Here is a 25,602-nt window from a genome sequence, read left to right as displayed (position 1 = left end):
GACCGTCACTCCCCGCTCGCGTTTGCGGCGCTCGTCGCTGAGGTGGGCAGCGGGACGACCAGCTGAAGTGGCTTGCCCTCGGAGGGAATGTCGACCGTGAGGACCAGCCGGTCGACGCCGGCGGGGAGATACCAGGCGGCGCCGAAGGACCGCTCCTTGTTGTTCGGGATGGTCCAGTCGCGGGGCGACCCGAACAAACCCTGCGGAAGCCACGGCAGGCGTGCGCCCTTCGCGACAGCAGGTCCGTCGGCGGTGTCCAGGACCGCCGGTTCCGGCCGGCCGTCGAATTGGGTCCCTTTGAGCGTCGTGCCGGTGACGTCCTGGTAGGCCTGAGCCCCCTGCGAGGGCTTCCACTCGCCGATCATGGTCACCTTCATGAAGGTCACGGGAGTCCCGGCCGGGAAGAGCTCCTGCGCCGAGTTCGGGAGAGTGCAACGGCAGCCCTGCTTCGACTTGAACGTGCCGCCAGGGAAGACCTCGACGTAGACGGAGTCGACGATCCCGTCCGCTGCCGGCGTTGCATCGTTCGACGGCGTCGGCGACGGCTTGGCCGGCGCGACCGTCGAGAACGAGGGGTTCCGAACAGGGGCGGCGGCGGCGCAGCCGACGAGAGCCAGGCACGGCAGGAGGGCAGCGAGTGCGATCAGCTTCTTATTCATCGTGGTTCACCTCGGTTTCGTATGCGCCCTTCACTTAGAACTTCCGGTTGGGGGCGGGTTTTGGCGCGCATTTCAGAAATTCGTTTCTCAGGGCACCTGAATGTGCTGGTGGTTGCAGGTATCGGGAAAGACGCCGGTGAAGTTCAACAGCACACCGAGCGACACATGGGCGCGGGCGCGGCAGTCGCTTTGGCCGACTGCTGACCCGTGCGGGGCGTACGGATCGAGGACATGGATGAGCTGGACCGAGAGGGCATCCGCTCCGGTGAGCGACTGCCGGTTCAGCGCGTAGAAGTCGACGGCCTTGCCCTTCCAGTGCGCGGAGGCGGTACCGGCGCCCGGAGTCATGCCGGTGCAGCGCCGGTTGAGGTCGCTGACCCCGACCTGCTGGAAGGCCTGGACGGCGACGACGATCAGTTGCAGCACGTGCGCGTCGATCGTGCAGTCCGGTGTTGCGGTCCCGTTCGCCATGTTGACGACCTGCTCCTGATACCGCGGCTCCAGGAAGTTCAGCTTCTTCGCCTGGATCGCACCGACCAGGACCGTGGCGGCCGCGCGCGCGTCCGCCGGCACCTGGCAGGCCCCCGCACTTGCTCCGGTCAAGGCTGCGAGGACCTGCTCCGCGGGGGTCCAGAACGGGGCGTAGTGGTTCGGGTCCGCGTTGATCTGCACCGCGTGCGCCACGAGGGTTGGCGCGAGAGTCTGCCAGTCCTGGACGTGCAGCATTCGTATGTAGAACGCGGAGGCCGCGGTCGCCGGATCCATCCTCTGCGCGGGTGTGCCGTAACCGGCACCTTGCTGGAAGACACCGATCGTGGTGTTGTCGACCGCGTCGCCGTGGTCCAGGTTGCGGAGGCCAGACTCACCGATCGCCACCATCAGTGCGAGGGTCTGCCCGCGTGGGGGAACGCTCATCTGCTGCCCGACCGTGATGATCGTCGCCGCAATCTTCAACTGGTCCGGCCCGTAGCCGTCGACGGTGGTGCCCGCCTCCACCGAAGGTGCAGATCCACCGCACACTCCACCGCCACCGCCGAATCCGTTGGCACCCATCGCGATGACCAAGGTCACGGGCACGGCAACGAGCGCGATGGGAATGACGAGGACGATGACGGCGGCGATGATCAGCAGGTTCCGTGTCGTCTTGGGATGCGACACCGCGTGAGCTGCCGCCGCGCCCGCGCCGATCATGCCGCGACCTCCTGCTCGAGGACGACGCGGGCGATCATCAGCAACCGTTTCGCGGTCGCGATCCGTGCTCGTGCGGAGCCGGGGTGGATGTGCAGGGTCGCGGCGATGGTGTTGGCGTCGTCGCCGATCATCTCCGCGACCTCCCGAAAGCCGCCGACCTCGGGGACGCAGGAGACGATCACCGACCCGGTCAGCGGTAGTCCGGCGTCCGCGGCGGCCAGGGCGGCGAGCACGGTTCGGGCGGTCTGGCACACCCGGTCATGGACCGATCGGAGACCGCGTTTGGACAGCTGATGGGCGTCGGCAACACGGTCTGCGTCGCCGTTGGCGAGGCTGAGATCGCTCATCACATGCCAGTCAGATGGGCCGACGAAGTCGGCGACCAGCACCATCCACCGATGCGCGTCGAAGCGACGGATCAGCGCGTCAAGTGGGTCGATATCCGTGCGTGACTCGACGTCTTCCGGAATGCCGTCGATCGGCACATGCTTGCGCTCGATCTCTCGGAGCACGACGCGGCGGGTGATGCCGAACACGAATGCGTGTGGCGAACCGCGCTCTGGGTCGTACACATAGCTTCGGCGCCAGACCGTTTCGCGGATGACCTGAAGAACAGCCTCGACCTCATTCGGCCAGCCGCGCAGTTGAAAGCGGACGTACGGCCGCAACGTGTCGACTTCACGGAGCAACTCCGTGAGAACAGCATCCGTCCGCGGGCGAACTTGGGTTCCTCCAGCCACGAGATCACAACCTTCCTTGCATGGGAGGTGGCTATTGCGAAGGGCCGGGTTCGAGCCGGGTCGGCTCGTCAGAGATGCGCTGCTTCAGCACGCGTGGGCGCGCGGGAGCCCTCGTGGGGAAGGAAGGTGGGGTGTTCCGAGCTGCGCCGGAGGTGTGGGCTTCGGGGCGGCGCGCCCGGGTTCGATGGTTGAGTGGCGACTTCGACTCTGAAGTTCGGGAGTTTCAGCCACGATGCGTCACCGCCGCCCTGACTCGAATCGCAAGCCAGGAGCTCCGGCAATCAGGGTAAGAATCAGCCGCTCCATCTGGTGCCGCACGCTACCCCCGAACAGGGGTAGTCCACAGCGGCCACGCCGACGTGAACGAGCTGTTCTACTGACAGCTCTCGCAGTGCAGGTCATCCATCGGATCAACCGGCAATAGATAGCCGTCCACGAAGTCCGCAATGACGCCCAACGGAGCCGCGGTGGGGTCGCCTACGCCGGCACCCCGGTCTGCGTCAGGGCGCTCGCCTCCAGCCATGCCAACACCTCCGCTCGCTTGTACAGGATGGTGCGCGGCGTCGGCTTGTAGAACTTCGGACCACCGCCATGCCAGCGCAGGTAGCCCAGAGCCTTGAGGCTCATGCCCGTGAGTTCGGCCACGTCCTCGGGCTGGATGTACTCTCCCGTCATCTCAATTCCTCCGTTCGACAACCTAGGAGTCCTTGCTCTGTTGACACGACAATAGCGCGAATCGAGTGGTTTGACAACAGGAGACGCGCTATTCTGTCGAAATGGCAGACTTTCGATCTGAATCAAGCGTCGGAGCCCGAATCAAGCTCGCACGGCGGGAACGCGGTTATCGCACGACCCGGGAGCTTGCTGACGCGATTCCTGCCGACAATGTCACGATGGCGGTCCTGGAGAACATCGAGTCCGGCCGGAAGGCTGACCTCAGCATCAGTCAACTCCTGAACATCGCTCGCGGTCTTGGCGTGCCGGTGAGTATGTTGCTTGCACCTATAGCCAGCCCTGAAGCGGAACTCGACCTGCCGAACCTCAGTGGGCAGTTCGACGGGATGACGGCAGCCGAGTTCGATTGCTGGCTTTCTGCTACTCCCCTGAGTTCGTATCGTCCGCGCCTCGCGGCCGAGCGTGGCGATATCGACGTGCTCAACTCGCTTCGAGAGCTGGGAACGCTGAGGCGCGAGCTTGAGCGCCTCGAGGTAGTCCTTGGCGTGCAATCCGCGTCCGGTGATCCGGATTTCGCCGGGAGCAACGATGAGGTTCGAGAGCGTATCGGGAGACTCACTCAGGAGGTCGGGCGCGTCGCGGAACTGCTCGCCAGTGCGGGCATCTCGGGAGGATCCGTCGGCGCGTCTTAGCGAGCATGGGAGGTGGCCTGATGGGCAGCATTGAGCCGTATGAGAGCGCCAAGGGGAAGCGCTACGTTGTTCGCTATCGCACTCCCGAGCGGAGGCAGGCGGCGAAGCGAGGCTTCAAGACGAAGCGCGACGCCGAGCTCTATCTTGCGTCGGTCGAGACGAGCAAAGCTCGAGGCGAATACATCGACGCCAGTGCGGCGAGGGCGACGATCGACGCCCTCGGCGTCGAATGGCTCGCAAATCAGACACATCTGAAACCGTCGTCACTCCGCCCGCTCGAGATCGCCTGGCGCCTCCAAGTTCGACCCCGCTGGGGCAACGTGGCAGTCGGCGACATCCGGCATTCGGAAGTCCAGACGTGGATCACCTCGATGACCGCTGGTCGCTCCGCAACCACCGTCCTACGCGCTTACGGCGTGCTCGCCGGCATTCTGGACGTCGCAGTACGCGACCGTCGAATTCCGAACAACGTCGCCCGCGGTGCCCGACTCCCCCGCAAGGTTGCGCGCGCTCACCGCTACCTGAGCCATCAGCAAGTACACGACCTCGCAAAGGCCAGCGGCAAACACGAGTCCCTGGTGCTTGTGCTGGCCTACACAGGACTCAGATGGGGCGAGGTCACCGCACTTCGAGTTCGCGATGTCGACCTGAAGCGTAGGCGGATCGTAGTTTCGGAGAACGCCGTCGAGGTCGGAAGCGTGACGATCGTCGGCACACCCAAGTCCCATAAGCGACGCTCCGTCGCCTTCCCGGCATTCCTCACCGAGGCCCTCGCGACTGCCGTAAACGGAAAGCAGCCGAACGACCTCCTATTCGCCGGACGGTTCGGAGAGCACCTCAAGCGAGCGACACGCGGCGAACGAACGTGGTTCAAGGCCGCACTCGTGAGCGCAGGAGTTGAGCCGATGACCGTGCACGATCTTCGCCATACGGCAGCCAGTCTGGCAGTGAGCGCCGGCGCAAACGTGAAGGCCGTCCAGCGAATGCTTGGACACGCCTCTGCAGCGATGACCCTCGACGTCTACGCGGACCTCTTCGATGACGACCTGGATGCGGTCGCAGACGCACTCGACGCGGCCATGAAGAGGTCCGTCGCCTGAGCAGCGGGGTAATCGGGACCGGCTTGTACCAAACCGGCTTCCGCCAGCGAGGACACCTAGCGAGATGTTGGAGGCTCTGGAGCCGTCCGCAGGCTAGTTCTGGCGCTTCGATGACCCTGTTTGAACGGACTTGACCGACTTCCCGCTCACTCAATTGTGCGCAAATTGTGCGCAAAACGACCTTTTCGCCAAGTAGCAAGACCCCTGGATGCCAGTAAAACACTGGCATCCAGGGGCCAAAGGAGGTGCGGAGGGCGTGGGATTCGAACCCACGAGACATTTCTGCCCACCAGTTTTCAAGACTGGCTCCATCGGCCGCTCGGACAGCCCTCCCGGCGCCGGCGGACCGGCGTCGCCCGATTCTAGCGAACGCGGGTGGGCGACGGCCGTCGGCCGGTGAGGAACACGTTCGCCACGCCCGCGGCCAGCACGATCAGGGCCGACACGACCGGGGCGAACATCGCCGCGTGCGTGCCCGCGCTCTGCGCTAGCGCGCCCACCAGCGCCGACGACGCCGACTGGCCGACGATCACGGCCGAGCCGAGGATCGTCATCACCGTCGCCGAGCGGCCGATCGGGCTGCGCTCGGCGCCGAAGCTGTACTGCGTCACCAGCGTGGGGCCCACGCCGAATCCGGCGACGAGCAGCACCAGGACCATCCCGGGGACCGTCGTCGCGAACGGGAGGGCGGCCGTCGACAGCGCCAGGATGCCGGCGAACGTCAGCCAGCGCCAGCGCAGCGCGAACCGGAGCGGGAACCAGGCGACCCCGAGCGCGAGCGCGGCCGAGCCGACGCCCATCACGCCGTAGACCAGGCCCGCCTGCTCCGGGTGGCCGAAGTCCGACAGGAACGACGTCAGCGCGGTGAGCATCGAGCCGAAGAACAGGCCCATCCCGAGCACGCCGACCGTGACCGCGATCAGGCCGGGACGGAACAGCTCGCGGGCCGGCGCCTGGCGCACCGGGAGGCCGTCCGCCTCGGTCGGCCGCACGCCGCCGGTGCGGTGCAGGGCGAACGCGGTCACGAAGAGCACGGTGAGCACGGCGGCGCCGATGATCGGGGCGGCCGGGTTCAGCGTGGTCGCCAGGAGGCCGACGATGAACGGGCCGAAGACGAACACGACCTCGTCCGCTGCGGACTCGTACGCCATCGTCCCGTTGAGGACGGCGGCGTGCCGGTCGCCGGGGAGGCGGCTCGCGATGATGCCGACCAGCCGGCTGCGCGACATCGGGGACACCTGCGGGGCGGTGGCGCCGATCAGGAACGCGACCAGCAGCACGAGCGCGTCGGGCGCCGGGCTGAAGACGACCCACGCCATGGCCAGCAGCACGACGCTGTTCGCGATGCCGGCGGCGAGCACGACGCCGCGCTGGCCGATGCGGTCGGCGGCGGCGCCGATGAGCGGGCCGAAGATCGCGGTGCCGAGGCCGACCATCGCGGAGGTCAGGCCGCCGAGCGACAGCTCGCCGCGCGCCGAGACGACGAGGGTCAGCACGCCGACGACCATCATGGCGTACGGGAGCCGCGCCAGCAGCGCGACCGGGAAGTAGGAGAACCCGGCGGCGCGGACCAGCGTGGTCGGGCGCTCCGGGTCGTGGGTCACGCCCGCGCGGGTCGTGTCGGATCGTGTCATGCCTGGCCTTCTGTCTTCACCGCGGCGGACCGCGGGCTTCAAGTGCCGCCTTGGTCCGCCGGGCGAGCCGGCGCGAGGTAGTTACACGATGGAACTGTGAGTGGAGGGACGACCTCCACTGCATTCAAGTGTGCACCACGGCGGTTCATTCCCGCCAGGCGCACCGAGCCGTCAGTCCTGGAACGGCTTCGAACAGGTGACCTGCGCGGCCGTCTGGCCGTGCACGTCGGACGGGAGCTGGACGGACGAGCCGTCGCCCGGGGCCGCGCTCGACGTGTCGGTCGGAGCCGGGGCCGCGGGAGCCTGGGTGGCCGGGGCGGAGGGCGCCGCCGGGGCCTGCGTCGCGCCGGGCGCCGCCTCCGAGCCGACGCCGGTGTCACCGGTCAGGGTGACCGGCTTGTCGTCCTGGAGCGCCGTCATCAGAGTGCTCGCGGCGTCCTTGGTCGGGGCCACGCCGTCGCCCTCGTAGTGGTTCGGGTACTGCACGAACACGACCTTCGAGACGTCGATGTTCTTCAGCGCCATCGCCATCGAGGCGATGGTCGTCGGGTTGTTGAGGCTCTCCGACAGCGAGATGTTGCTCGTCGCGGCCTTGGCCAGCGCGTACACCTTCACCGGGTTGGCGAGCGTGTCGGCGCTCTTGATGGTGCGGACCAGCGAGGACAGGAACACCTGCTGGTTGCTGATCCGGCCGAGGTCCGAACCGTCGCCCACGCCGTGGCGGGTGCGGAGGAACGCCAGCGCCTGGGTCCCCTGGAGGGTGTTCTGGCCGGCCTTCACGTCGAGGCCGGTGTACGGGTCCTTGATGTCGCCTGCGACGCAGACGTTCACGCCGCCGACCGCGTTGGACATCTCGATCACGCCGTCGAACTGGATGACGCCGGCGTAGGGGATGTCGAGCCCGGTCAGCTTCTCGACCGTGAGCACCGTGCAGGCCAGGCCGCCGTAGCTCAGCGAGTTGTTGATCTTCTGGCGGCTCATCGCGTCGAAGCTGCCGCCCTTGCCGTCCGGGCACGACGGGATCGGCACGTACATGTCGCGCGGGAAGCTGACGACGGTCGCGTTCTTGTGGTCGGCCGACACGTGCAGCAGCATCGTGACGTCGTTGAGGTTCTCGCCGCGGTCGCCGTAGGCCTTGTTGCCGCCGCCGGAGTCGGAGCCGGCGAGGAGGACGTTGAACGCGCCGTCCATCGCGCCGATGCCGGGAGTGACGACCTTGCCCTTCGCGTCCACGAGCTTGACCGCCGGCTTCAGGCTGGTGGCAACGTCGTACGTCGCGTAGGCCGCGACGCCGGCGGTGCTGATGCCGACGACGGCGAGCAGGCCCACGAGGAGGGCGGCGACGGTCTTGAACGGGTGATGCCGCTTGAGGCGTCCGTGCCGGGCCACCGTGGGGCCGGCCGACTTCTCCTGCGCTCGCGCCTGGGCGCGCGTGGGCGTCTCGTTCATTCACTCCCTCTCGTCGGACGTCGTCGAGGCGGCGCCTGAGAAGGCACACACCATCCACAAGTCTGACACAGCCGGCTGGCAATGATCTGGACGAGAAAACCCCAGTTCAGGAGGAGATCCCTGTTCAGAGCGAGTCGAGCACCGCCGCGAGGCCGTCGTCCGCCACGGTCCCGGTGACCTCCGACGCGATGGCCTTGACCTCGTCCGGCGCCTGCCCCATCGCGGCGCCGCGGCCCTCCGCCGCGGCCCACTCCAGCAGTTCCAGGTCGTTGCGCCCGTCGCCGACGGCCACCAGCCGGGCAGCCGGGATGTCGAGCGCGTGCCGCACCCGCTCCATCGCCGTCGCCTTGTTCACGCCGTCCGGCGAGATGTCGAGCCACGCGGTCCAGCCGATGGAGTAGCTCACCCGCTGGAGGCCCATCCGCTCCACGATCGCGAGGAACTCCTCCTCGTCGTGCTGCGGCGACACCACGACGACGCGGGTCGCGGGATGCTCGGTGAGCTCGTCGAACTCGACCTGCTCGGCGTTCACCAGCTCCCAGTCGGTCATGCCCTCCGTGTAGCGGCGGAAGCCGGTCGGGTCCTCGACCATGAAGCTGCCGGAGGGCAGGTGCGGCCGGATGGTGCGCAGCACCTCGGTCGGGTCGAAGGTCTCGATGAACTCGCGGCGATAACCGCCTTCGACGGTTTCATCGCGCATCATGGTCAGCGCGCCGTTGGCGCACACCACGAACCGGCTGGTCAGGCCGAACTTCTCGTGGATCGGCCGCGCGGTCTCCCAGCTGCGGCCGGTGGCCAGCATCACCTCGTGCCCGGCCTCCCGGACCCGCGTGACGGCCGCCAGCACGGCGTCGCCGACGGACTCGTCCTCGTGGATGAGGGTGCCGTCCACGTCGAGCGCGATCAGCAGGCGGTCGCTCCCGGCCACGGTGCTCACTGCGCGATCGGCTCCAGGACGTCGAGGCCGCCCAGGTAGGGCCGCAGCGCCTCCGGAACCAGCACCGACCCGTCGGCGCGCTGGTGCGTCTCCAGGATGGCGACCAGCCAGCGCGTCGTCGCGAGCGTTCCGTTCAGCGTCGCGACCGGCGCCGTCTTGCCCGACTCGGTGCGGTAGCGGATCTCCAGGCGGCGGGCCTGGAACGTGGTGCAGTTGGAGGTCGACGTCAGCTCGCGGTAGCGGCCCTGCGTCGGGATCCACGCCTCCACGTCGTACTTGCGCGCGGCGCTGGAGCCGAGGTCGCCCGCCGCGGTGTCGATGACGCGGTAGCTGAGCCCGAGGGCCTGCATCATCTCCTCCTGCCAGGCGAGCAGGCGCGCGTGCTCCGCCTCCGCCTTCTCGGGGAGGGTGAAGACGAACATCTCCAGCTTGTTGAACTGGTGCACGCGGATGATGCCGCGGGTGTCCTTGCCCGCGGAGCCTGCCTCGCGCCGGTAGCAGGTGGACCAGCCGGCGTAGCGCAGCGGCTCGGTCACGTCGAGGATCTCGTCCGAGTGGTAGCCGGCGAGCGCGACCTCGCTGGTGCCGGTGAGGTAGAGGTCGTCGTCGGCCAGGTGGTAGACCTCGTCGGCGTGCGAGCCCAGGAAGCCGGTGCCCTGCATCACCTCCGGCTTCACCAGGGTGGGAGTGATCATCGGGATGAAGCCGTTCGTCACGGCCTTGTCGAGCGCCATGTTCATGAGGGCGATCTCGAGCCGCGCGCCGATGCCGCGCAGGAACGAGAACCGGGCTCCGGCGACCTTCGCGCCGCGGGCCATGTCGATCGCGCCGAGCAGCTCGCCGAGCTCCAGGTGGTCGCGCGGCTCGAAGTCGAACTCCGGGACGCCGCCGACCTCCTTGAGCACGATGAAGTCGTCCTCGCCGCCGCTCGGGACGCCGTCCACGATCGGGTTGCCGATGCGCCGCAGCACCGAGGCGAAGTGCGCCTCGGCGGTGTTGGCGGTCTGCTGCGCCTCCTTCACCCGGCCGGCGAGCGCCTGCGCCTGGGCGACGAGCGCCTGCTTCTGGTCCTTGGGCGCCTGCGCGACCTGCTTGCCGAACGCGTTCTGCTCGGCGCGCAGCTCCTCGAACGCGGTGATGGCGGCCCGGCGCTCGATGTCGGCCTGCAGGGCCTCGTCGACGAGCTGAACGGAGTCGCCCCTGGCCTCCTGGGAACGACGGACGACATCGGGGTTCTCGCGCAGCAGGACGGGATCGATCACTGCCCCAGCTTATCGCCGTCCAGTAGCGTGAACCCGTGGACGATCGGGAGGGGACGAGCGGCACGACGGTCGCCGTCGTCTACAACCCCGTGCGGGTGGACGTGCGGAGGGTGCGGGCGGCGGTGGAGGCGCGCGCGGCCGAGACGGGCGACGTCGAGCTGCTCTGGCTGGAGACGACGCCGGAGGACGGCGGCCAGGGCCAGACCCGGCAGGCGCTCGAACGCGGCGCCACCCTCGTGCTCGCGGCCGGCGGCGACGGCACCGTGCGCGCGGTCGCGGAGGCGCTGCGCGACCAGGACGCGACGCTCGGCCTGCTCCCCGGCGGAACCGGCAACCTCCTCGCCCGCAACATCGGCGTCCCGTTCACCGGGCTGGAGGAGGCCGTCGCCGTCGCGTTCGACGGCGTCACCCGCCGCATCGACCTCGGCGTCGTCACCGCCGGGCGGCCCGACGGGACGAGCAGCGAGCACGCCTTCCTGGTCATGGCCGGCATCGGCTTCGACGCCCGGATGATCGAGACCACGCGCCCCGAGCTCAAGCGCCGGGTCGGCTGGCTCGCCTACGTCGAGTCGGCCTTCCGGTCGTGGCCCCGCTCGCGGAAGGTCCGGGTCCGGTTCGGGATCGACGACGAGCCGGAGCGCACCGCGCACGTCAGCACCATCCTGTTCGCGAACTGCGGCGCCCTCCCCGGCAACATGCAGCTCATCCCGGACAGCGAGGTGGACGACGGCCTGATCGACATCGCCGTCCTGCAGCCCGCGACGGTGTTCGGCTGGCTGGCGATCTGGCGCAAGGTCACCTGGGAGAACCGGGTCCTGCGCCGGAGCTCGCTCGGCCGGCGGATCATCCGCTTCACCGACCGCGCGATCCGCACCCGCCTCAGCTACCTGCGCGGGGCGGCGGTGGCGGTCGAGCTCGACGTGCCGGAGCCGTTCGAGATCGACGGCGACGGGTTCGGGGAGGTCATCCGGCTCGGCATCGCCGTCGACCCGCTGGGGCTGCGGGTGCGGGTGCCGCGGTGAGGTCTGGCCGCGCGACCTAGCGCTCGTCCTCCGGCAGCTCGCCGTCACCCTCCGGGTACGGTGCCCGCTTCGGCCCGCGCCCGGCCAGCGCCGTCAGGAACAGCAGCGCCACCAGGGTGAGCAGGCCGACCGTGATCAGCGGGCCGGCGAGCATCCAGCCGAGCTGCGAGATGACGAGCGAACCGACGTCGGTGGACGGTGTGGAGCCCGTGTAGGAAAGGCTCACCGAGACCGAGTAGAGCACGATGCCCAGCACGACGAAGCCGCCGGACACCAGCCAGAGCGCGAGCATCAGCGGATTGCGGCGGGGCGACAGGTCGAGCCGGTCCAGGATGCCGACGGCCGGGGACACGGCCGTGTAGGCGCGGTCGGGACCGGGCTCGGCGGGAGGCTGCGCCGCCGGCGTCACCCGCGGCACGTCCACCGGCGCGATGCTCAGTGCGGCCGCCTCGACCGGCGCGCGGTCCTCCTCGTCGCTGCGGTCGTCCTCCGTCGCCACCGCCGGCGCCGCGCGCAGGCGGGTCCTGGCCCGCTCGCCCGGCTGCGGACGGTAGCCGCGCTGGAACTGCGGGTCGTAGCGGGGGTCGATGCCGCGCGCGGCGTCCTTCTGCTCGTCGTCCACGATCATCCCGACCTCCCGCGCATCGGATGGGAGCGGCATCGGATGGGAGCGCTCCCTGGTGCGCAGCTTACCCGCGGTCGTCCGCAGCGGCACCGTGGTCGTCCACCAGCGTGCCGAGCCAGGCGCGCGCCTCGGTGAAGACCTCGTCGCGGTAGCGCTGGTCGAAGTCGACGCGCACCCCGTCCGCCCGCGGATACGAGCCGAGGAAGATCACGGACGGGCTGAACCGGCGGAGGCCGAGCAGGGCGTCCGCCACGCGCTCGTCGTGGATGTGGCCGTCCGCGTCGATGACGAACCGGTAGCGGCCGAGGGCGTCTCCGATGGGCCGAGACTCGATGAGGCTCAGGTTGATGCCGCGCGTGGAGAACTGCTCCAGGAGGTCGAGCAGCGAGCCGGGACGGTCGTCCGGCAGCTCGGCGATCAGGCTGGTCTTGTCGGCCCCGGTCGGCGCGGGAACGCTCCGCGACGTGCTGACCAGGACGAACCGGGTCACGGCGTTCGGGTTGTCGCCGATGTTCTCGGCGAGCACGGTCACGTCGTGGTGGTCGACGATCCCGGGCGGGGCGATGGCGGCGTCCGCGGTGCTCCCGTCGAACAGGGAGGCCGCGGCGGCGACGTTGCTGGACGCGGGCAGGTGACCGTGCGCGGGGAGGTGGGCGTCGAGCCACTGGTGGCACTGCGCGTAGGCGACGGGGTGCGCGTTGATCGTGCGCACGTCGGCCAGCGTCGTCCCCGGCCGGGCGACGAGCACGAAGTTGACCGGCACGAGGTACTCGCCCACGATCCGCAGGCCGGGGACGGTCGCCAGCGCGTCCTGCGCGACCGAGACGCCGCCCTCGATGGAGTTCTCGATCGCGATCATCGCGGCGACGCTGCGCCCGGACACCACGTCGGCGAGCGCCTCCCCCACGTTGTTGACGGCCCGCCAGCTCTTGCCGCGCGCCTCCGGGACCTGCGCGAGCGCGGCCTCGGTGAAGGTGCCGGACGGCCCGAGGAAGCTGTAGACCTCGTCCACGGACGCGGTCAGCTCGGCGGTGGGGTCGGCGGGGGCGGAGGACATGCGCCTCAGCTTACCGAGCGGGGGCAGGCCCGACTCTCGCCCGTTCCCCGCCGCCGTGGAAGAGTAGTCGCATGGACGAACGAGCAGGCACCCCCGCGCAGCCCTCCGACCTCATCGACGTCGACGCCCTCCGGCGCGCGTACTACGAGCTGAAGCCGGATGTGAGCATCCCGGAGCAGCGCGTGGTGTTCGGCACCTCCGGTCACCGCGGGTCGGCGCTCGACACCGCCTTCAACGAGGACCACATCGCGGCGACGACGCAGGCGATCGTGGAGTATCGCAACGCGCAGGGCATCACCGGCCCGCTGTTCATCGGCGCCGACACCCACCTGCTCAGCGAGTTCGCCACCACCACGGCGCTGGCGGTGCTGGTCGGCAACGAGGTGCGCGTGCTCGTGGACGAGTTCGACGACTGGGTGCCGACGCCCGCCGTCTCGCACGCGATCATCGCCTACAACAAGGCCGGTCACCCCGACCAGGCGGACGGCATCGTGGTCACCCCGAGCCACAACCCGCCGCGCGACGGCGGCTTCAAGTACAACCCGCCGCACGGCGGCCCGGCCGACACCGACGCCACGAGCTGGATCGCCAAGCGGGCGAACGAGATCATCGCGGACGGGATGCGCGACGTGCGGATGGCCGAGCCGAGCGGGGTGGAGACCTACGACTTCCGCGGCAACTACGTGGCCGACCTCGAGAACATCATCGACCTGAAGGCGATCAAGGAGAGCGGCATCCGCATCGGCGCCGACCCGCTGGGCGGCGCGAGCGTGAACTACTGGCAGGCCATCGCCGACCGCTACGAGCTCGACCTGACCGTCGTGAACCCGGACGTCGACCCGGCCTGGGGCTTCATGACCCTGGACTGGGACGGCAAGATCCGCATGGACCCGTCCAGCCCGTCCGCCATGGCGTCCGTGGTAGCGCGCAGCGGCGACTTCGACATCCTGACCGGCAACGACGCCGACGCCGACCGGCACGGCATCGTGACGCCGGACGGCGGCCTGATGAACCCGAACCACTACCTGGCGGTGGCGATCGACTACCTCTTCACCACGCGGACGGGCTGGCGGAAGGACGCCGCTGTCGGCAAGACCCTGGTGTCGTCCTCGATCATCGACCGGGTGGCGGAGTCCCTGGGCCGGCGCCTCTGGGAGGTCCCGGTCGGGTTCAAGTGGTTCGTCCCGGGCCTCATCGACGGCTCGGTGGGCTTCGGCGGCGAGGAGAGCGCGGGAGCCAGCTTCCTCCGCTTCGACGGCTCGGCCTGGACGACCGACAAGGACGGCATCCTGCTCGCCCTGCTCGCCAGCGAGATCCGCGCGGTGACGGGCAAGTCGCCCTCCCAGCTGTACCGCGAGCTGACCGAGCGCTTCGGCGACCCGGTCTACCAGCGGGTGGACGCGCCCGCCAGCCCGGAGCAGAAGGCCGCCCTCGGCAAGCTCGACGGCGACGCCATCGCCGCGACCGAGCTCGCCGGCGAGCCGATCACCGCGAAGCTGAGCCGCGCGCCCGGCAACGACGCGCCCCTCGGCGGCGTGAAGGTGGAGACCGCGACGGCGTGGTTCGCCGCCCGACCCAGCGGCACCGAGAACGTCTACAAGATCTACGCCGAGAGCTTCGCGGGCGAGGACAACCTCCGCGAGGTGCAGGACGAGGCCAAGCGCATCGTGGGCGACGCCCTCGGCGCATAAACCTCAGTCGAGGGGAACGTAAACGCCCTCAAAACCGCGTTTTAGGGGCGTTTACGTGCCCTTCGGCGTGCCGGAGGCCAGCGTCCAGCGGTTGCCGTGCGGCAGCGGCTCGTGGGTGAACTCGTCCACGAGGAGGGCGATCAGCGCGAGGCCTCGGCCCGACTCCCCGAAGTCCTCCGGGTCGGGCATGGCCGTCGCACTCAGGTCGATGTCGGCGGGCTCGGCGTCGTCGGTGACGACCGCGCGGATGCCGTCCGGGGTGTGGCCCACCTCCAGCTCCACGCGGGTGCGGGTGCCCTCCCTGCCGTGCTGGATGACGTTGGTGACGACCTCCACGACGGCCAGCTCGAACGCGCCGCGGCGTTCGGCCGGGAGGTCGGGCCGGCGCTCGGCGAGCTCCTCGAAGAGCGCGTGGACCCGCTCGATGGCCTCGGCGTCCGCCGGCGCGAGGAACGCCTCGCGGAACGCGTCAGTCACGGTACGCGTCGTCGGTCGCCGGGTACACGCGCAGGATGCGGTCCAGGTTGGTCAGCCGGAGGACGCTGGCGACCTGCTCGGACGCCGCGGCCAGGCGCAGGTCGCCGCCCGCCGTCCGTGCGGTCTTCAGCCCGCTCACCAGCGCGCCGATGCCCGAGGAGTCGATGAACTCCACCGCGCTGAGGTCGAGAGCGAGCCGCGCGTGGCCCTCGTCGACGACCCGCTGCACCTCGCGGCGCACGGTCGGGGCGGTGACCAGGTTGATCCGGCCGTCCGCGGCGAGCACGGCGACGCCGTCCTCCCGGATGGTCGTGGTGATGTTCATCGGAGGCGGGGCTCCTTCCTGGCCGCGTGGGCGGCCGGTCCGCGGTACAGGGCCGCGCGCGGGATGACGGCGAGCACGACCAGGTCGTAGATCACCCAGACCGTGTTCACCAGCGTGCCCAGCCCGTCCGCGGTTCCGGCGATGACACGCAGGACGCCGACGACCGCGGCGATCACGAGCACCGCCATCGCCGTGAGCTGCGGCCAGATCTGCCGCCACGGGATCGGCGCTCGGCCGCTGCGCTCCTTGGGCGTGACGACGAAGCCGAGCTTGCGGCCGAACCAGACGTTCGCGGCCGCCGTCCAGCACGCCCTGATCCACAGCGGGAACAGCGCGAGGGCATACTGCTGGCCGCGCCAGGTCTTCAGCCCGCGGGCCGCGACCAGGAACATCAATTGGCTCAGGATGAAATACGGGAGGAAGCGCGCGAAGAACTCGACGCTCCACGCGGTCACCGGCATGATCCCCGTGAGCAGGTAGATGACGGGCGCCGCCAGGTAGACGACCGACGCGAACCCGGAGAGGTAGCTCCACATGGTCGCGAAGTACATCAGTCGCTGGCCGGCGGTGAGCCCGCGCTTGACGAGCGGGTTGTCCTTCAGCATCACCTGGAGGGTTCCCTGCGCCCAGCGCAGCCGCTGGCCGAGCATCGTGCCCAGGTCCTCCGGCGCCAGCCCCCAGGCGAGGATCTCGTGGTGGTAGACGCTGCGCCAGCCGCCGGCGTGGAGCTGCATGGCCGTCGCCATGTCCTCCGTGACCGAGATGGTCGCCATCGGCATGACCGGCTGCGCCTGGCCGGGCCGGTCGACGGCGAGCGTGTCGGCGATGCGCTGCACGGAGTCGATCGCGCCGAGCGGCGACCAGTCCCGCTCGGCGAGCCGGTCGAGCGCGGCCTCGTCCACGACGAACGCGCCCAGCTCGGAGTCGGCCTGGACCGGGAGGGCGGCGATCGCGCGCAGGTCCTCCGCCATCGCGGCGACGTCACTCCGGACCGCCGAACGCGACACCTCGTCGACCTGCTTCTGGAGGCGGTACGTCACCTCGCCGACGCTCTCGCCCGCGCGCAGGCGGGCGTTGGCGTCCTCCACGTGTCCGCGGACCTCGGAGATGAGGCGCGCGGCGTCCGGGTCGGAGCGGGCGGAGCGCTCCGCCTTGGCGAGCATGCGGTCGGCCGAGCGGAGGGAGAGCCGCACGGTCTGCTCGACATCGCGCACGTAGCCGACGATGCCCAGCTCCATCAGCGCGTCGCGGCGGAGCACGGCGTTGGAGCCGCAGAAGAAGGCGGCGTTCCAGCCGTCCTTGCCCTGCTGGATGGGGCCGTAGAACAGCGGCGCCTGGTTGCCCAGCGGATCGGCCTCGTCCACGTTCGAGAAGAACTGCGGCGTCTGGACGAGCGCGACCTTCGGGTCGGCGAAGTAGCCGAGCGTGCTGTCCAGGATCTGCGGCTCGGCGATCTGGTCGGCGTCGAGGATGAGCAGGAACTCGCCGTCGGTCTGGAAGAGCGCGTTGTTGAGGTTGCCCGCCTTGGCGTGGCGCGGCTTGTCCACCCAGTCGTCGGAGCGGGTGACGTAACCGACCCCCTCCCGCTGGGCCGCGGCGCGCATCCCCGGGCGGTCGCCGTCGTCGAGGATCCACGTGCTGTGCGGGTAGCGGATGGCCTTCGCCGCCCGCGCGGTCGTCAGCACGAGGTCGACCGGCTCGTCGTACGTGGTGATGAAGACGTCGACCGTGCCGGCGGGCGGCGCGTCCGGGCCGGTGCGCACCTTCACGCGCCACATCGTGACGGCGAAGAAGACGGTGTCGATCAGGCTGTAGGTCTCCGCGATCACGAGCGGCACGGCGATCCACCAGGCCGACCAGTTGACCGACGCCAGCCACCGCCACGCCACGTAGTCGAGGCCCGCCAGGACCGCGAGGACGCAGACAAGGCGGAGCAGCCCGCGATTCACCAGGTGCTCCGGCGCACGATCACGGCGGTCACGTCGTCGATCGGCACGCCTCCGCGCGCGGCGCTGAGGATGCGGGAGACGGCACCGCCGGGAGTGGCATTGCCCCGCACGATGGCCTCCAGCACCGGGAAGGCGCGGTCGCCGCCGAGCGCGTCCAGGACGCCGTCGCTCACGCAGACCAGGGAGTCGTTGGGGCCGAGGACCACCCGGTCGGGTGTCCGCGGCTCCGGAGCGGGGAGGCCGAGCGGGAGCGCACTGCTCTGCAGGCGTTCGAGCGGCCCCCGGTCGCGGACGATCACCGCGAGCCCGTGGCCGGCGTCGACGTAGTCGACCGCGCCGTCCGTGTGCACCTTGGCGTGGAAGAGGGTGACGAACGTCGCGAGTTGGTCGAGGTCCTCCTCCACCAGCCGGGAGGCGGCGTCCACGGAGTCCTCCAGGTCGGAGAAGTCCATCGTGCTGCGCAGCGCGGTGCGGACGGACGCGCCCACGATCGCCGCGGCCAGCCCCTTGCCCATCACGTCGCCGACCGTGACGCAGAAGTCGTCGCCGACGTCGTACCAGTCGTAGAAGTCGCCGGAGACGCCGCGCGACGGCTCGCAGGCCGCCGCGACGTCGAAACCGGGCGCCCGGGGCTTGCGGCGCGGCAGCAGGCCCTTCTGGGCGATCGCCGCCCGGTCGAGCTCGTCGCCGCGGTTGAGCTCGTCCTCCACCCAGTCCGCGAGGTCGCGCAGGATGCGCTCCTGCTCCGGGGTGACGGTGTGCGGCTCGGTGTCCAGCACGCACAGGGTGCCGACGGCCTCGCCGCCCGGAGCGTGCAGGGGCTCGCCCGCGTAGAACCGGAGGTGCGGGTCGCCGACGACGAACGGGTTGTCGGCGAATCGCTCGTCCGCGGTCGCGTCGAAGACGATCAGCGCCGAGTCCTGCCTGGCCGTGACGTCGCAGAACGCCTTCTCGCGCGGCGCCTCGGCGGTCAGCCCGATGTGCGACTTGCGCCACTGCCGGTCGCCGTCGAGGAGGGTGACGCTCACCATCGGGACGGCGAACAGCTGCTGCGCGAGCCGGGCGATCCGGTCGAATCGCGCCTCCGGACCGCTGTCCACGACCCGGAGGCCGGCCAGTGCGCGTTGCCGCGCGCTCTCTGTCTGCTGCACCGCCTGCGCGTCGACGACCATGGGTACAACTGTACTGAGGTGTCTACCGGAGTCCAGGATGACGTCATCGCGTTGCGAATGGTGATGATGGAGTGAAATCTAGCCCGACCGGTGCTTACGTCCTACATTCAGGATCGGTGGCTAGCCTGATCCGATGCACTCCGACCCGACGCCCGGCCTCCAGACCCGCGCGCAGGCCCGTGCCGGCGAGAAGTCGCCGGGCGCGCCGATCGCCCGGCACGGACGCCTGAAGCCCCGGACCCTGCGCTCCTCCCTCGGCGCCCTGGTCCTCCGCTCCGTCGCCGTCGTCGCGGCCAGCGCCGCCGTCCTGGCCGGCCTCGCCGTGTTCGACGTGTTCGCGACCGTGAACGCGAAGGAGGGGTACAGCTCGTCGACGCCGCAGGCAAGGCCCTGCCGCCGCGGGTCGGAGCGGTCGACGGGGCGTTCAACGTCCTCCTGGCCGGCAGCGACAGCGGCGGCGGGAACCCGGCGTACGACGAGCGCGACGCCGCCCTCAACGACGTGACGATGCTGCTGCACGTGTCGGCCGACCACAAGGACGCCACCGTCGTCAGCCTCCCGCGCGACCTGTATGTGTCCATCCCCTCCTGCCCGGACGGCACGGGCGGCAGCCACAATGCGATGAGGCGCCAGAAGCTCAACACCTCCCTGAGCTACGGTGGCCTCGCCTGCACGGTGCTGACGGTGAAGCAGCTCACCGGGCTGGAGATCGACTACGCCGGGGTGATCGAGTTCGACGGCGTGATCGAGATGTCCAACGCGGTCGGCGGTGTGCCCGTCTGCGTCTCGGGAGACATCGTCGACCCGTACAGCGGACTGGACCTGAAAGCCGGGGACAACAGCCTGCAGGGCGCGCAGGCGCTGGCGTTCCTCCGCACCAGGCACGGCGTTGGCGACGGCTCGGACCTCGCGCGGATCGGCAACCAGCAGGTGTTCCTGTCGTCGCTGGTCCGCACGATCAAGAGCGCGGACACCCTGGCCAACCCGCTCAAGGTCTACGGGCTCGCGAAGGCGGCGGCAGACAACATCCAGCTCTCCGAGAGCCTCAGGGACGTCACCACGATCGCGTCCCTCGGTGTCGCCCTGAAGGACGTCGACCCCGCCAAGGTCGTCTTCGTCCAGTACCCGAACCGCCTGGAGGGCGACGGGGTCGAGCCGACCGTCGAGGAGGCGGAGCTGCTGATGTCGGCGCTGCGCGAGGACCGCCCGGTCACCCTGACCGGAGACACCGGGCTGGGGTCGGAGACGGTGGAGACGGTGCAGGAGGCGCCCGCGCCGGCAGAGCCCGGCGGCGCCGGGGAGGCCGCCGGCCCCGCGGTGGAGCTGCCGGAGAACGTGCACGGGCAGACCGCGGCGCAGGTCACCTGCTCGCGGCCGTTCGCGGACTAGTGGTACTCGGTCCCGCCCGGCACGCCGAAGAACTCCTCCAGGGTCGTGACGTTCGTGGACTTGAGCTGGGTGGCGAGCGGGACGCCGACGTAGCGGAAGTGCCACGGCTCGAAGGTGAAGCCGGTGACCGCGACCTTGTCGGCCGGGTAGCGCAGCAGGAAGCCGAAGCGCCAGGCGTTCGCGGCCAGCCACTCCCCCTGCGGCGTGTGGGCGAAGCAGGCGTCGAGGGAGCACTTCGCCGGGACGGCGCTGATGTCGACCGCGAGGCCGGTCTGGTGCTCGCTGTGGCCCGGGCGGGCGGTGTCCGTGTCGGCGTACGCCGCTCCGTTGCGCGCGGCGTCGTCGTTGTAGACGTCGGTCTGCGACTCGAAGGACCGGTACGCGCTCTGCACGGAGAAGTCGAGGCCGGCCTCCGCCTTGCCCGCGTGGAACATAGCGACGAGCGCCTCCGCCACCTCGGGCCGCATCGGCTGGCGGTTGACGTAGGTGACCTCCGGGTAGACCAGGGAGAGCGGGACGTAGTCGGGTGGGTTCAGCGGGCGCGGCTTGTTCACGACCACCCAGGTGCTGGCCGGGTCGTCGATCGACTGGGCGTGCTTGTCGAAGCCGGCGACGGTCGCGGTCGGCGTGGAGGTGGGGACCGGCCGGGACGCGTGCGCTGCGGTCTTGGAGGGGCCGGCCTTCGGGGCGGCTGGCCGGCGGCGGAGCACGCCGTGACGGCGAGCAGCACGGCCGTCGCGACCGCCACGGCCGCGACACGACGACGGGGACCGGTCGGATTCACGGCACGAGCATAAGCGCCTTTCGCGCCGTTCCTGTCAGCGCACTCCCGGGCTGACCCGAACGGGGGCCTCCTACTTTGAGAGACTCCAGAAGTGACCGGTCGCTCCGGGGTGGTCGACCGTGATCGTGTGGTCGAGGTCGCGGTAGTCGGTGTCCGTGTTGTGGCCCGCCATCTCGATGGTGATCTTGCCGTTCACGGTGCTCACCGCCGAGACGATCTGGACGTGGTCGAGCGAGTCGTTGTTGTTCCAGTCGAACATCACGATGTCGCCGACCTTGATCTTGTCGCGCTGGTCGAGCGGGTACTCCGTCAGCCCGAGCTTCGTCGCGTTCTGGCGGAAGTAGTCGTCCATCGCCGGCACGTAGCCCCACGCCGGGCTCCAGTCGGACGCGGCGTCGTGGTTGTACCAGGCGGAGTTCATCTGCCAGCCCCGGGCGATCAGGGTCTGGCTGACGAAGTTGGCGCAGTCGCCGCCCACCGGGTTGAGGTCGCCGTACTGGGCCGTGTTGTAGTCGTTCCAGTGCGCCATCGCGTAGGCGAGCTGCTGGTCCACCGGGGTCTGGACCTGGTAGGTGAAGGTCGCGCCGGCGCTCGGGACGGCCTTGCCGTCCGCCGCGGTGACGACGACCGGCGCCGCCCCGGCCGCGAAGTTCGCCGCCTGGGGCACGGTCACGACGATCTTGTCGCTGCCGGGCTGGGTGACCGGAGCCGCTTGGCCGCCGATCTGCACTGCGGCGACCTTGTCGAGGTTCGTGCCGGTGATGGTCGCCGTGCCGCCCGAGACGCTCCCCGACGCCGGCACGATGGCCGAGACGGTCGCGTTCTTCGGCTGCGCCACCGGGGCCGCCTTCGCGATGGCCTTCGTCACCGGGGACGGCTCGCCGGCGCATCCCGTGAACAGGAGGGCTGCGGCGGCGACCGCCGCGGCGACGGCGAACAGGCGACGGGAACGGTTGAGAGGACTCATACGACCTTCGGGGACGATTCGGAGGGTGACGGGTACCACCTCCTCCACCGTACGCCGGTCACCTATGCGACACCTGGATGGGGCACAAACGCCGCTGCGAACGCGTTCGGGAATCCGCAGCCGAGCGCGTCATCCCGCGGGATTCACCCAGACGTTCGCCCGTGGCGAACGGGGCGGTGTGGGGCGTAGTCTCGCGTTGCCGAAAGACTCGCACTGGGTGTAACTTTGCACTCTCCGCAAAAATATTTTGCCCCACACCGGTGTGACGCTCTCACAGTGACGGGCGTCCCCTCACACGACTCTCGACACGGAGACAGATGTCCAGTCAGACCAGCGCGGCAGTGGCCGCACCCAAGCCGATCATGTCGCATCGCCAGATCCTGTTCGTGATCTTCGGCCTGATGGCCGGCATGTTCCTGTCGGCCCTCGACCAGACGGTCGTCGGAACCGCGATCCGCACGATCGGCGACGACCTGCACGGCCTCAGCCAGCAGGCCTGGGTCACCACGGGCTACCTCATCCTCTCGACGATCTCGACGCCGATCTACGGAAAGCTCTCCGACATCTTCGGACGCCGGCCGCTGTTCATCATCGCCATCGTCATCTTCATCGCCGGCTCGATCCTGGCGTCGTTCTCGACCTCCATGATCGAGCTGGCGGCGTTCCGCGCCATCCAGGGCCTCGGCGCCGGTGGCCTGATGTCGATGCCGCTCGCGATCATGGGCGACATGCTCGCGCCGCGCGAGCGCGCCAAATACCAGGGCTACTTCCTCGCCGTCTTCGGCATCTCCAGCCTCATCGGCCCGCTGATCGGCGGCCTGTTCGCCGGCGCGGACCAGATCCTCTGGATCGCCGGCTGGCGCTGGGTGTTCCTCATCAACGTGCCGATCGGCATCGCCGCCCTGTTCATGGTGTTGCGCTTCCTGCACCTGCCGAAGCACGACCGCGGCGCGGCGCGCATCGACTGGTGGGGCGCCACCGGCGTCATCGTCGCGCTCGTCCCGCTGCTGCTCGTCGCCGAGCAGGGCCGCGAGTGGGGCTGGGGCTCCGCCGCGTCCATCAGCTGCTACGTGATCGGCGCCATCGGCATCATCGCCTTCATCTTCATCGAGCGGGCCATGAAGGACGACGCGCTCATCCCGCTCAAGCTGTTCCGCTCCAGCACCTTCTCGATGGCGACCGTCATCGGCGTGCTGGTCGGCTTCGGCATGTTCGGCGCGATGCTGACCCTCCCGCTGTACCTGCAGATCGTGCTCGGCTCGAGCCCGACCGTGTCGGGCCTCCAGCTGCTGCCGATGATCCTCGGCCTGATGGTCTCCTCCATCGCCTCCGGCCAGATCATCGCGCGCACCGGCCGCTACCGGCAGTTCCCGATCATCGGCACCGCGATGCTCACGGGCGGATTCTTCTACCTGACCTTCCTGAAGTTCGGCGACTCGTACTGGTTCATCGCCGGCGCGATGCTGCTGATCGGCCTCGGCCTCGGCCAGCTCATGCAGACGCTGACCATCGCCAGCCAGAACTCGGTCGGCCTCCGCGACATGGGTGTGGCGACCAGCGCCTCCACGTTCTTCCGCCAGATCGGTGGAACGCTCGGCACGGCCGTGCTGCTGTCGCTGCTGTTCACGGTGTTCCCGACGAACATCCAGACCGCGCTCACCGACAAGCCGACGCTGACCAGCGCCCTCGACGCCGCGCTGACCCCCTCGGTCGCCTCGGCGCCCGAGAACAAGCAGATCATGGAGAAGATCTACACGCCGATCACCGAGCCCATCCAGAAGCAGGCTCAGGCCGCTGCTCACGCGGCCGGCGTGCAGCAGCTCGTCGCGAAGGGCGTACCGCAGGACATCGCCGAGCAGAAGGTCCCCGCAGCGCCGATCGACTTCTCCAACGCCGACCAGCGGAAGGCCGTGGTGGACAAGGCTGTGCCCGTCATGCAGACGCAGCTCAAGAAGGGGAACGGCGCGAACAGCAGCTCGGACATCAACGACACGTCGTTCCTGAACACCGCCGACCCGCGGCTGTCCAAGCCGTTCCTGGTGGCGTTCAACAGCTCGGCCGTGCAGGTCTACTGGGTCGCGATGTTCGTGGTGCTGGTCGCGTTCGTCCTGTCGCTGTTCTTCCGCACCCCGCCGCTGCGCGCCAAGTCGGCACTGCAGGAGGCCGCGGACGCCAGCGCGGAGGAGGCAGCCGCCCGCGAGAGCGCCGAGGCCGGCGAGCGTCAGCCGGTGCCGGTGGGCGCGATGGCCTCCGCCGACTCCGACGCGGCCGCCCGCGGCGAGCTCGAGGAGACCGACCTCGGCCTGATCGCCAGCCGCGTGGCCGGCGAGACCGGCGCGCTCATCGAGCCGGTCATCGACACCGCCTCCGTCGCCGCACAGCGACCGCGGCCGGCGGTCGACTGACACCGGTACCGGCTCAGTCCACCTCACCGACGGGACGGCCGTCGCCCATCCGGGCGGCGGCCGTTCCGCCGTCTGCGCCGACGGCCTGGGGCGGGACACGTCGCAGCACGAGCGGCGTCACCACACCGTGCAGCACGATGCTCCCCACCACGGTCAGCACCGTCACGCTCAGCACGTCGCCGCTGTCGCTGTCCGGGAGGTGGTTGTAGGCGAGCAGGCCGAACACGATGGAGGCCGTGCCGCGCGGTCCGATCAGCCCGAGGTAGGTGCGCTCCCGCCAGGTCACCGGTGAGCCGAGCATCGAGGCGTAGACGGGCACGGCGCGGAAGACGGTAAGCGCCAGCACGGCGATGACGAGCACGCGCCAGTCGATGCCCTCCACGATCACCGCCGTGGTCATCCCGCCGAGGATGAACCAGACGAAGTCGGAGGCGACCTTGCTCGCCTCCTCGACCAGCAGCAGCTCGTCCTCCGGGACCGTGCTCAGCTCGCGGCGGCGCGTGCGGGTGACGCGGAACATCACGCCCGCGACGAAGGCGGCGACGAAGCCGTTCGCCGCCAGGTCGTGCAGCGTCGCGATGCCGTAGGTCAGCAGCGGCGCGATGAGCATCACGAAGCGGATGCCGGACGCGTTCGCCCAGCCACGGTCGGAGGCCCAGCGGGTCAGCAGGCCGAGAACGCCGCCGATCACGATGCCGACGACGATCGCGACCACGGTCGCGGGGATCGCGCCGAAGAAGGCGTAGACGGCCTCCGACAGGTTCTTCTCGACCTCCTTCTCGCTGGCTCCGGAGAGCTGCGCGCCGGTGTTCGCGACCTTGAGGATGCTCGGGAGGGCCGCGGCGATGGCGACCGACATGGCGAACAGCGGGGAGATGAGGCCGTCGTTGTAGCCGCTCTCCACGTTGAGGATCTGGCGCACCCGGGCGGGGACGCGCCCCGACCGCAGCAGGGCGGTCGCGGGCGCGAAGTCGGTGGGCATGACGATGCAGGCGATGACGATCAGCACGAAGACGTTGAGCGCGGGGAGCAGCCAGGCGCCGGTCACCACGACGAGCGCGAGCGACAGCGGGAGGGCGATCAGCACGAGCCGTGCGAGGCTGCGGCCCTGGCCGCCGAAGATCCCGCCGCGTACCTCGCACGCGTCGACGAAGAGGAGCACTGCGAGGATCAGTTCGACGACGTGCTGGGCGACGTCGCTGTCGATGGCCTCGGTGAACCCCTTCACGTCCACGAGCACGACGAGCGAGCCGAGCAGGGCGAGTGCGGCTGGGCCGGCGATCCCGAACCGCTCGAACCGGTGGGCGACGAGCGACCAGAGCGCGACGGCCGCGAAGCCGACGAGGATGATGACCGGCATCCCGCGCACCTCCCCTCGCTCTCGTCTCCCGAAGCGCGTC

At 69.8% G+C, this 25,602-nt stretch carries 24 protein-coding genes and 1 tRNA gene; 7 read left to right on the top strand and 18 right to left on the bottom strand.

The annotated features are described in order from the left end of the window. Positions 1-5: 5 nt before the first annotated feature. The 4 genes from ACQ86L_RS14215 to ACQ86L_RS14200 all read right to left on the bottom strand — a co-directional run bounded on the left by ACQ86L_RS14215 (position 6) and on the right by ACQ86L_RS14200 (position 3,265). Entirely contained in the window at positions 6-659 is a 654-nt protein-coding gene (locus ACQ86L_RS14215) for a hypothetical protein (RefSeq protein ID WP_434315985.1), read from the bottom strand. A gap of 87 nt (positions 660-746) precedes the next feature. After that, positions 747-1,850: a hypothetical protein gene (locus ACQ86L_RS14210; protein ID WP_434315984.1), complete on the bottom strand. Its 1,104-nt coding sequence runs from the start codon at positions 1,848-1,850 to the stop codon at positions 747-749. Further along, positions 1,847-2,539 (bottom strand): hypothetical protein, encoded by a 693-nt coding sequence (locus ACQ86L_RS14205; protein ID WP_434315983.1) that lies wholly within the window; start codon positions 2,537-2,539, stop codon positions 1,847-1,849. The genes ACQ86L_RS14210 and ACQ86L_RS14205 overlap by 4 nt, the downstream gene beginning before the upstream one ends. Positions 2,540-3,067: 528 nt before the next feature. Next, complete coding sequence (locus ACQ86L_RS14200; RefSeq protein WP_434315982.1) at positions 3,068-3,265, bottom strand: helix-turn-helix transcriptional regulator; 198 nt, start codon at positions 3,263-3,265, stop codon at positions 3,068-3,070. 218 nt (positions 3,266-3,483) lie between these two features. On the opposite strand from ACQ86L_RS14200, the gene ACQ86L_RS14195 reads away from it, so the two are divergent. Both ACQ86L_RS14195 and ACQ86L_RS14190 read left to right on the top strand, forming a co-directional pair. Further along, on the top strand, positions 3,484-3,957 hold the full coding sequence (locus ACQ86L_RS14195; protein ID WP_434315981.1) for a hypothetical protein: 474 nt from the start codon (positions 3,484-3,486) through the stop codon (positions 3,955-3,957). Between the two features lie 20 nt (positions 3,958-3,977). Continuing rightward, positions 3,978-5,057: a tyrosine-type recombinase/integrase gene (locus ACQ86L_RS14190; RefSeq protein ID WP_434315980.1), complete on the top strand. Its 1,080-nt coding sequence runs from the start codon at positions 3,978-3,980 to the stop codon at positions 5,055-5,057. 248 nt (positions 5,058-5,305) lie between these two features. Here the strand turns inward: ACQ86L_RS14190 and ACQ86L_RS14185 are convergent. The 5 genes from ACQ86L_RS14185 to serS form a co-directional block, all read right to left on the bottom strand. Then, positions 5,306-5,390 (bottom strand) — tRNA-Ser (locus ACQ86L_RS14185). Between the two features lie 29 nt (positions 5,391-5,419). Beyond that, positions 5,420-6,691 carry an MFS transporter gene (locus ACQ86L_RS14180; RefSeq protein ID WP_434315979.1) on the bottom strand — a complete coding sequence of 424 codons (1,272 nt, stop codon included), beginning with the start codon at positions 6,689-6,691 and terminating at the stop codon, positions 5,420-5,422. A 171-nt stretch (positions 6,692-6,862) separates the two neighbouring features. Next, positions 6,863-8,140, bottom strand: a complete 1,278-nt coding sequence (locus ACQ86L_RS14175; protein ID WP_434315978.1) for an LCP family protein — start codon at positions 8,138-8,140, stop codon at positions 6,863-6,865. A gap of 124 nt (positions 8,141-8,264) precedes the next feature. Continuing rightward, complete coding sequence (locus ACQ86L_RS14170; RefSeq protein ID WP_434315977.1) at positions 8,265-9,077, bottom strand: HAD family hydrolase; 813 nt, start codon at positions 9,075-9,077, stop codon at positions 8,265-8,267. Beyond that, positions 9,074-10,339, bottom strand: coding sequence for a serine--tRNA ligase (gene serS / locus ACQ86L_RS14165; protein WP_434315976.1), 1,266 nt, complete (start codon positions 10,337-10,339; stop codon positions 9,074-9,076). Before serS ends, ACQ86L_RS14170 begins: the two co-directional genes overlap by 4 nt. Positions 10,340-10,374: 35 nt before the next feature. On the opposite strand from serS, the gene ACQ86L_RS14160 reads away from it, so the two are divergent. Continuing rightward, on the top strand, positions 10,375-11,361 hold the full coding sequence (locus ACQ86L_RS14160; RefSeq protein WP_434315975.1) for a diacylglycerol/lipid kinase family protein: 987 nt from the start codon (positions 10,375-10,377) through the stop codon (positions 11,359-11,361). Positions 11,362-11,377: 16 nt separating this feature from the next. On the opposite strand, the gene ACQ86L_RS14155 is transcribed toward ACQ86L_RS14160, so the two are convergent. Together ACQ86L_RS14155 and pheA are read right to left on the bottom strand one after the other, a co-directional pair. Continuing rightward, positions 11,378-12,022 (bottom strand): hypothetical protein, encoded by a 645-nt coding sequence (locus ACQ86L_RS14155; RefSeq protein ID WP_434315974.1) that lies wholly within the window; start codon positions 12,020-12,022, stop codon positions 11,378-11,380. 28 nt (positions 12,023-12,050) lie between these two features. Then, a complete protein-coding gene (pheA, locus tag ACQ86L_RS14150) occupies positions 12,051-13,043 on the bottom strand; it encodes a prephenate dehydratase (protein WP_434315973.1) in 993 nt (330 codons plus the stop codon). 71 nt (positions 13,044-13,114) lie between these two features. On the opposite strand from pheA, the gene pgm reads away from it, so the two are divergent. Then, positions 13,115-14,734 carry a phosphoglucomutase (alpha-D-glucose-1,6-bisphosphate-dependent) gene (pgm, locus tag ACQ86L_RS14145; protein ID WP_434315972.1) on the top strand — a complete coding sequence of 540 codons (1,620 nt, stop codon included), beginning with the start codon at positions 13,115-13,117 and terminating at the stop codon, positions 14,732-14,734. Positions 14,735-14,785: 51 nt separating this feature from the next. Here the strand turns inward: pgm and ACQ86L_RS14140 are convergent, their stop codons facing one another. The 4 genes from ACQ86L_RS14140 to ACQ86L_RS14125 are packed head-to-tail and all read right to left on the bottom strand — an operon-like array spanning position 14,786 to position 18,657. Then, the gene (locus ACQ86L_RS14140) at positions 14,786-15,211 is read right to left on the bottom strand and encodes an ATP-binding protein (protein WP_434315971.1); all 426 of its coding nucleotides are present in this window, start codon (positions 15,209-15,211) and stop codon (positions 14,786-14,788) included. Next, positions 15,204-15,536, bottom strand: a complete 333-nt coding sequence (locus tag ACQ86L_RS14135; RefSeq protein ID WP_434315970.1) for an STAS domain-containing protein — start codon at positions 15,534-15,536, stop codon at positions 15,204-15,206. The genes ACQ86L_RS14140 and ACQ86L_RS14135 overlap by 8 nt, the downstream gene beginning before the upstream one ends. After that, complete coding sequence (locus ACQ86L_RS14130; protein WP_434315969.1) at positions 15,533-17,485, bottom strand: glycosyltransferase family 2 protein; 1,953 nt, start codon at positions 17,483-17,485, stop codon at positions 15,533-15,535. Before ACQ86L_RS14130 ends, ACQ86L_RS14135 begins: the two co-directional genes overlap by 4 nt. Next, a complete protein-coding gene (locus ACQ86L_RS14125) occupies positions 17,482-18,657 on the bottom strand; it encodes a PP2C family protein-serine/threonine phosphatase (protein ID WP_434315968.1) in 1,176 nt (391 codons plus the stop codon). The genes ACQ86L_RS14130 and ACQ86L_RS14125 overlap by 4 nt, the downstream gene beginning before the upstream one ends. 133 nt (positions 18,658-18,790) lie before the next feature. On the opposite strand from ACQ86L_RS14125, the gene ACQ86L_RS14120 reads away from it, so the two are divergent. After that, positions 18,791-19,162: a hypothetical protein gene (locus ACQ86L_RS14120; protein ID WP_434315967.1), complete on the top strand. Its 372-nt coding sequence runs from the start codon at positions 18,791-18,793 to the stop codon at positions 19,160-19,162. A gap of 2 nt (positions 19,163-19,164) precedes the next feature. Then, positions 19,165-20,046, top strand: coding sequence for an LCP family protein (locus ACQ86L_RS14115; protein WP_434318896.1), 882 nt, complete (start codon positions 19,165-19,167; stop codon positions 20,044-20,046). Here the strand turns inward: ACQ86L_RS14115 and ACQ86L_RS14110 are convergent. Together ACQ86L_RS14110 and ACQ86L_RS14105 are read right to left on the bottom strand one after the other, a co-directional pair. Then, entirely contained in the window at positions 20,043-20,756 is a 714-nt protein-coding gene (locus tag ACQ86L_RS14110) for a M15 family metallopeptidase (protein ID WP_434315966.1), read from the bottom strand. The two genes, ACQ86L_RS14115 and ACQ86L_RS14110, sit on opposite strands and share 4 nt — an antisense overlap. Positions 20,757-20,900: 144 nt before the next feature. Further along, positions 20,901-21,797, bottom strand: a complete 897-nt coding sequence (locus ACQ86L_RS14105; protein ID WP_434315965.1) for an amidase domain-containing protein — start codon at positions 21,795-21,797, stop codon at positions 20,901-20,903. A 317-nt stretch (positions 21,798-22,114) separates the two neighbouring features. Here ACQ86L_RS14105 and ACQ86L_RS14100 point away from each other — a divergent pair, with 317 nt between their 5' ends. Beyond that, positions 22,115-24,202 (top strand): MDR family MFS transporter, encoded by a 2,088-nt coding sequence (locus ACQ86L_RS14100; RefSeq protein ID WP_434315964.1) that lies wholly within the window; start codon positions 22,115-22,117, stop codon positions 24,200-24,202. Positions 24,203-24,215: 13 nt separating this feature from the next. Here ACQ86L_RS14100 and ACQ86L_RS14095 read toward each other — a convergent pair whose 3' ends face one another. Continuing rightward, on the bottom strand, positions 24,216-25,562 hold the full coding sequence (locus ACQ86L_RS14095; protein ID WP_434315963.1) for a cation:proton antiporter domain-containing protein: 1,347 nt from the start codon (positions 25,560-25,562) through the stop codon (positions 24,216-24,218). Between the last annotated feature and the right edge of the window lie 40 nt (positions 25,563-25,602).

This window comes from Leifsonia sp. P73, from assembly GCF_051059105.1.
Lineage (GTDB): Bacteria > Actinomycetota > Actinomycetes > Actinomycetales > Microbacteriaceae > Leifsonia.
The sequence above is the reverse complement of the archived record's forward strand: the minus strand, read 5'-3'. Positions and strand labels throughout refer to the sequence as shown.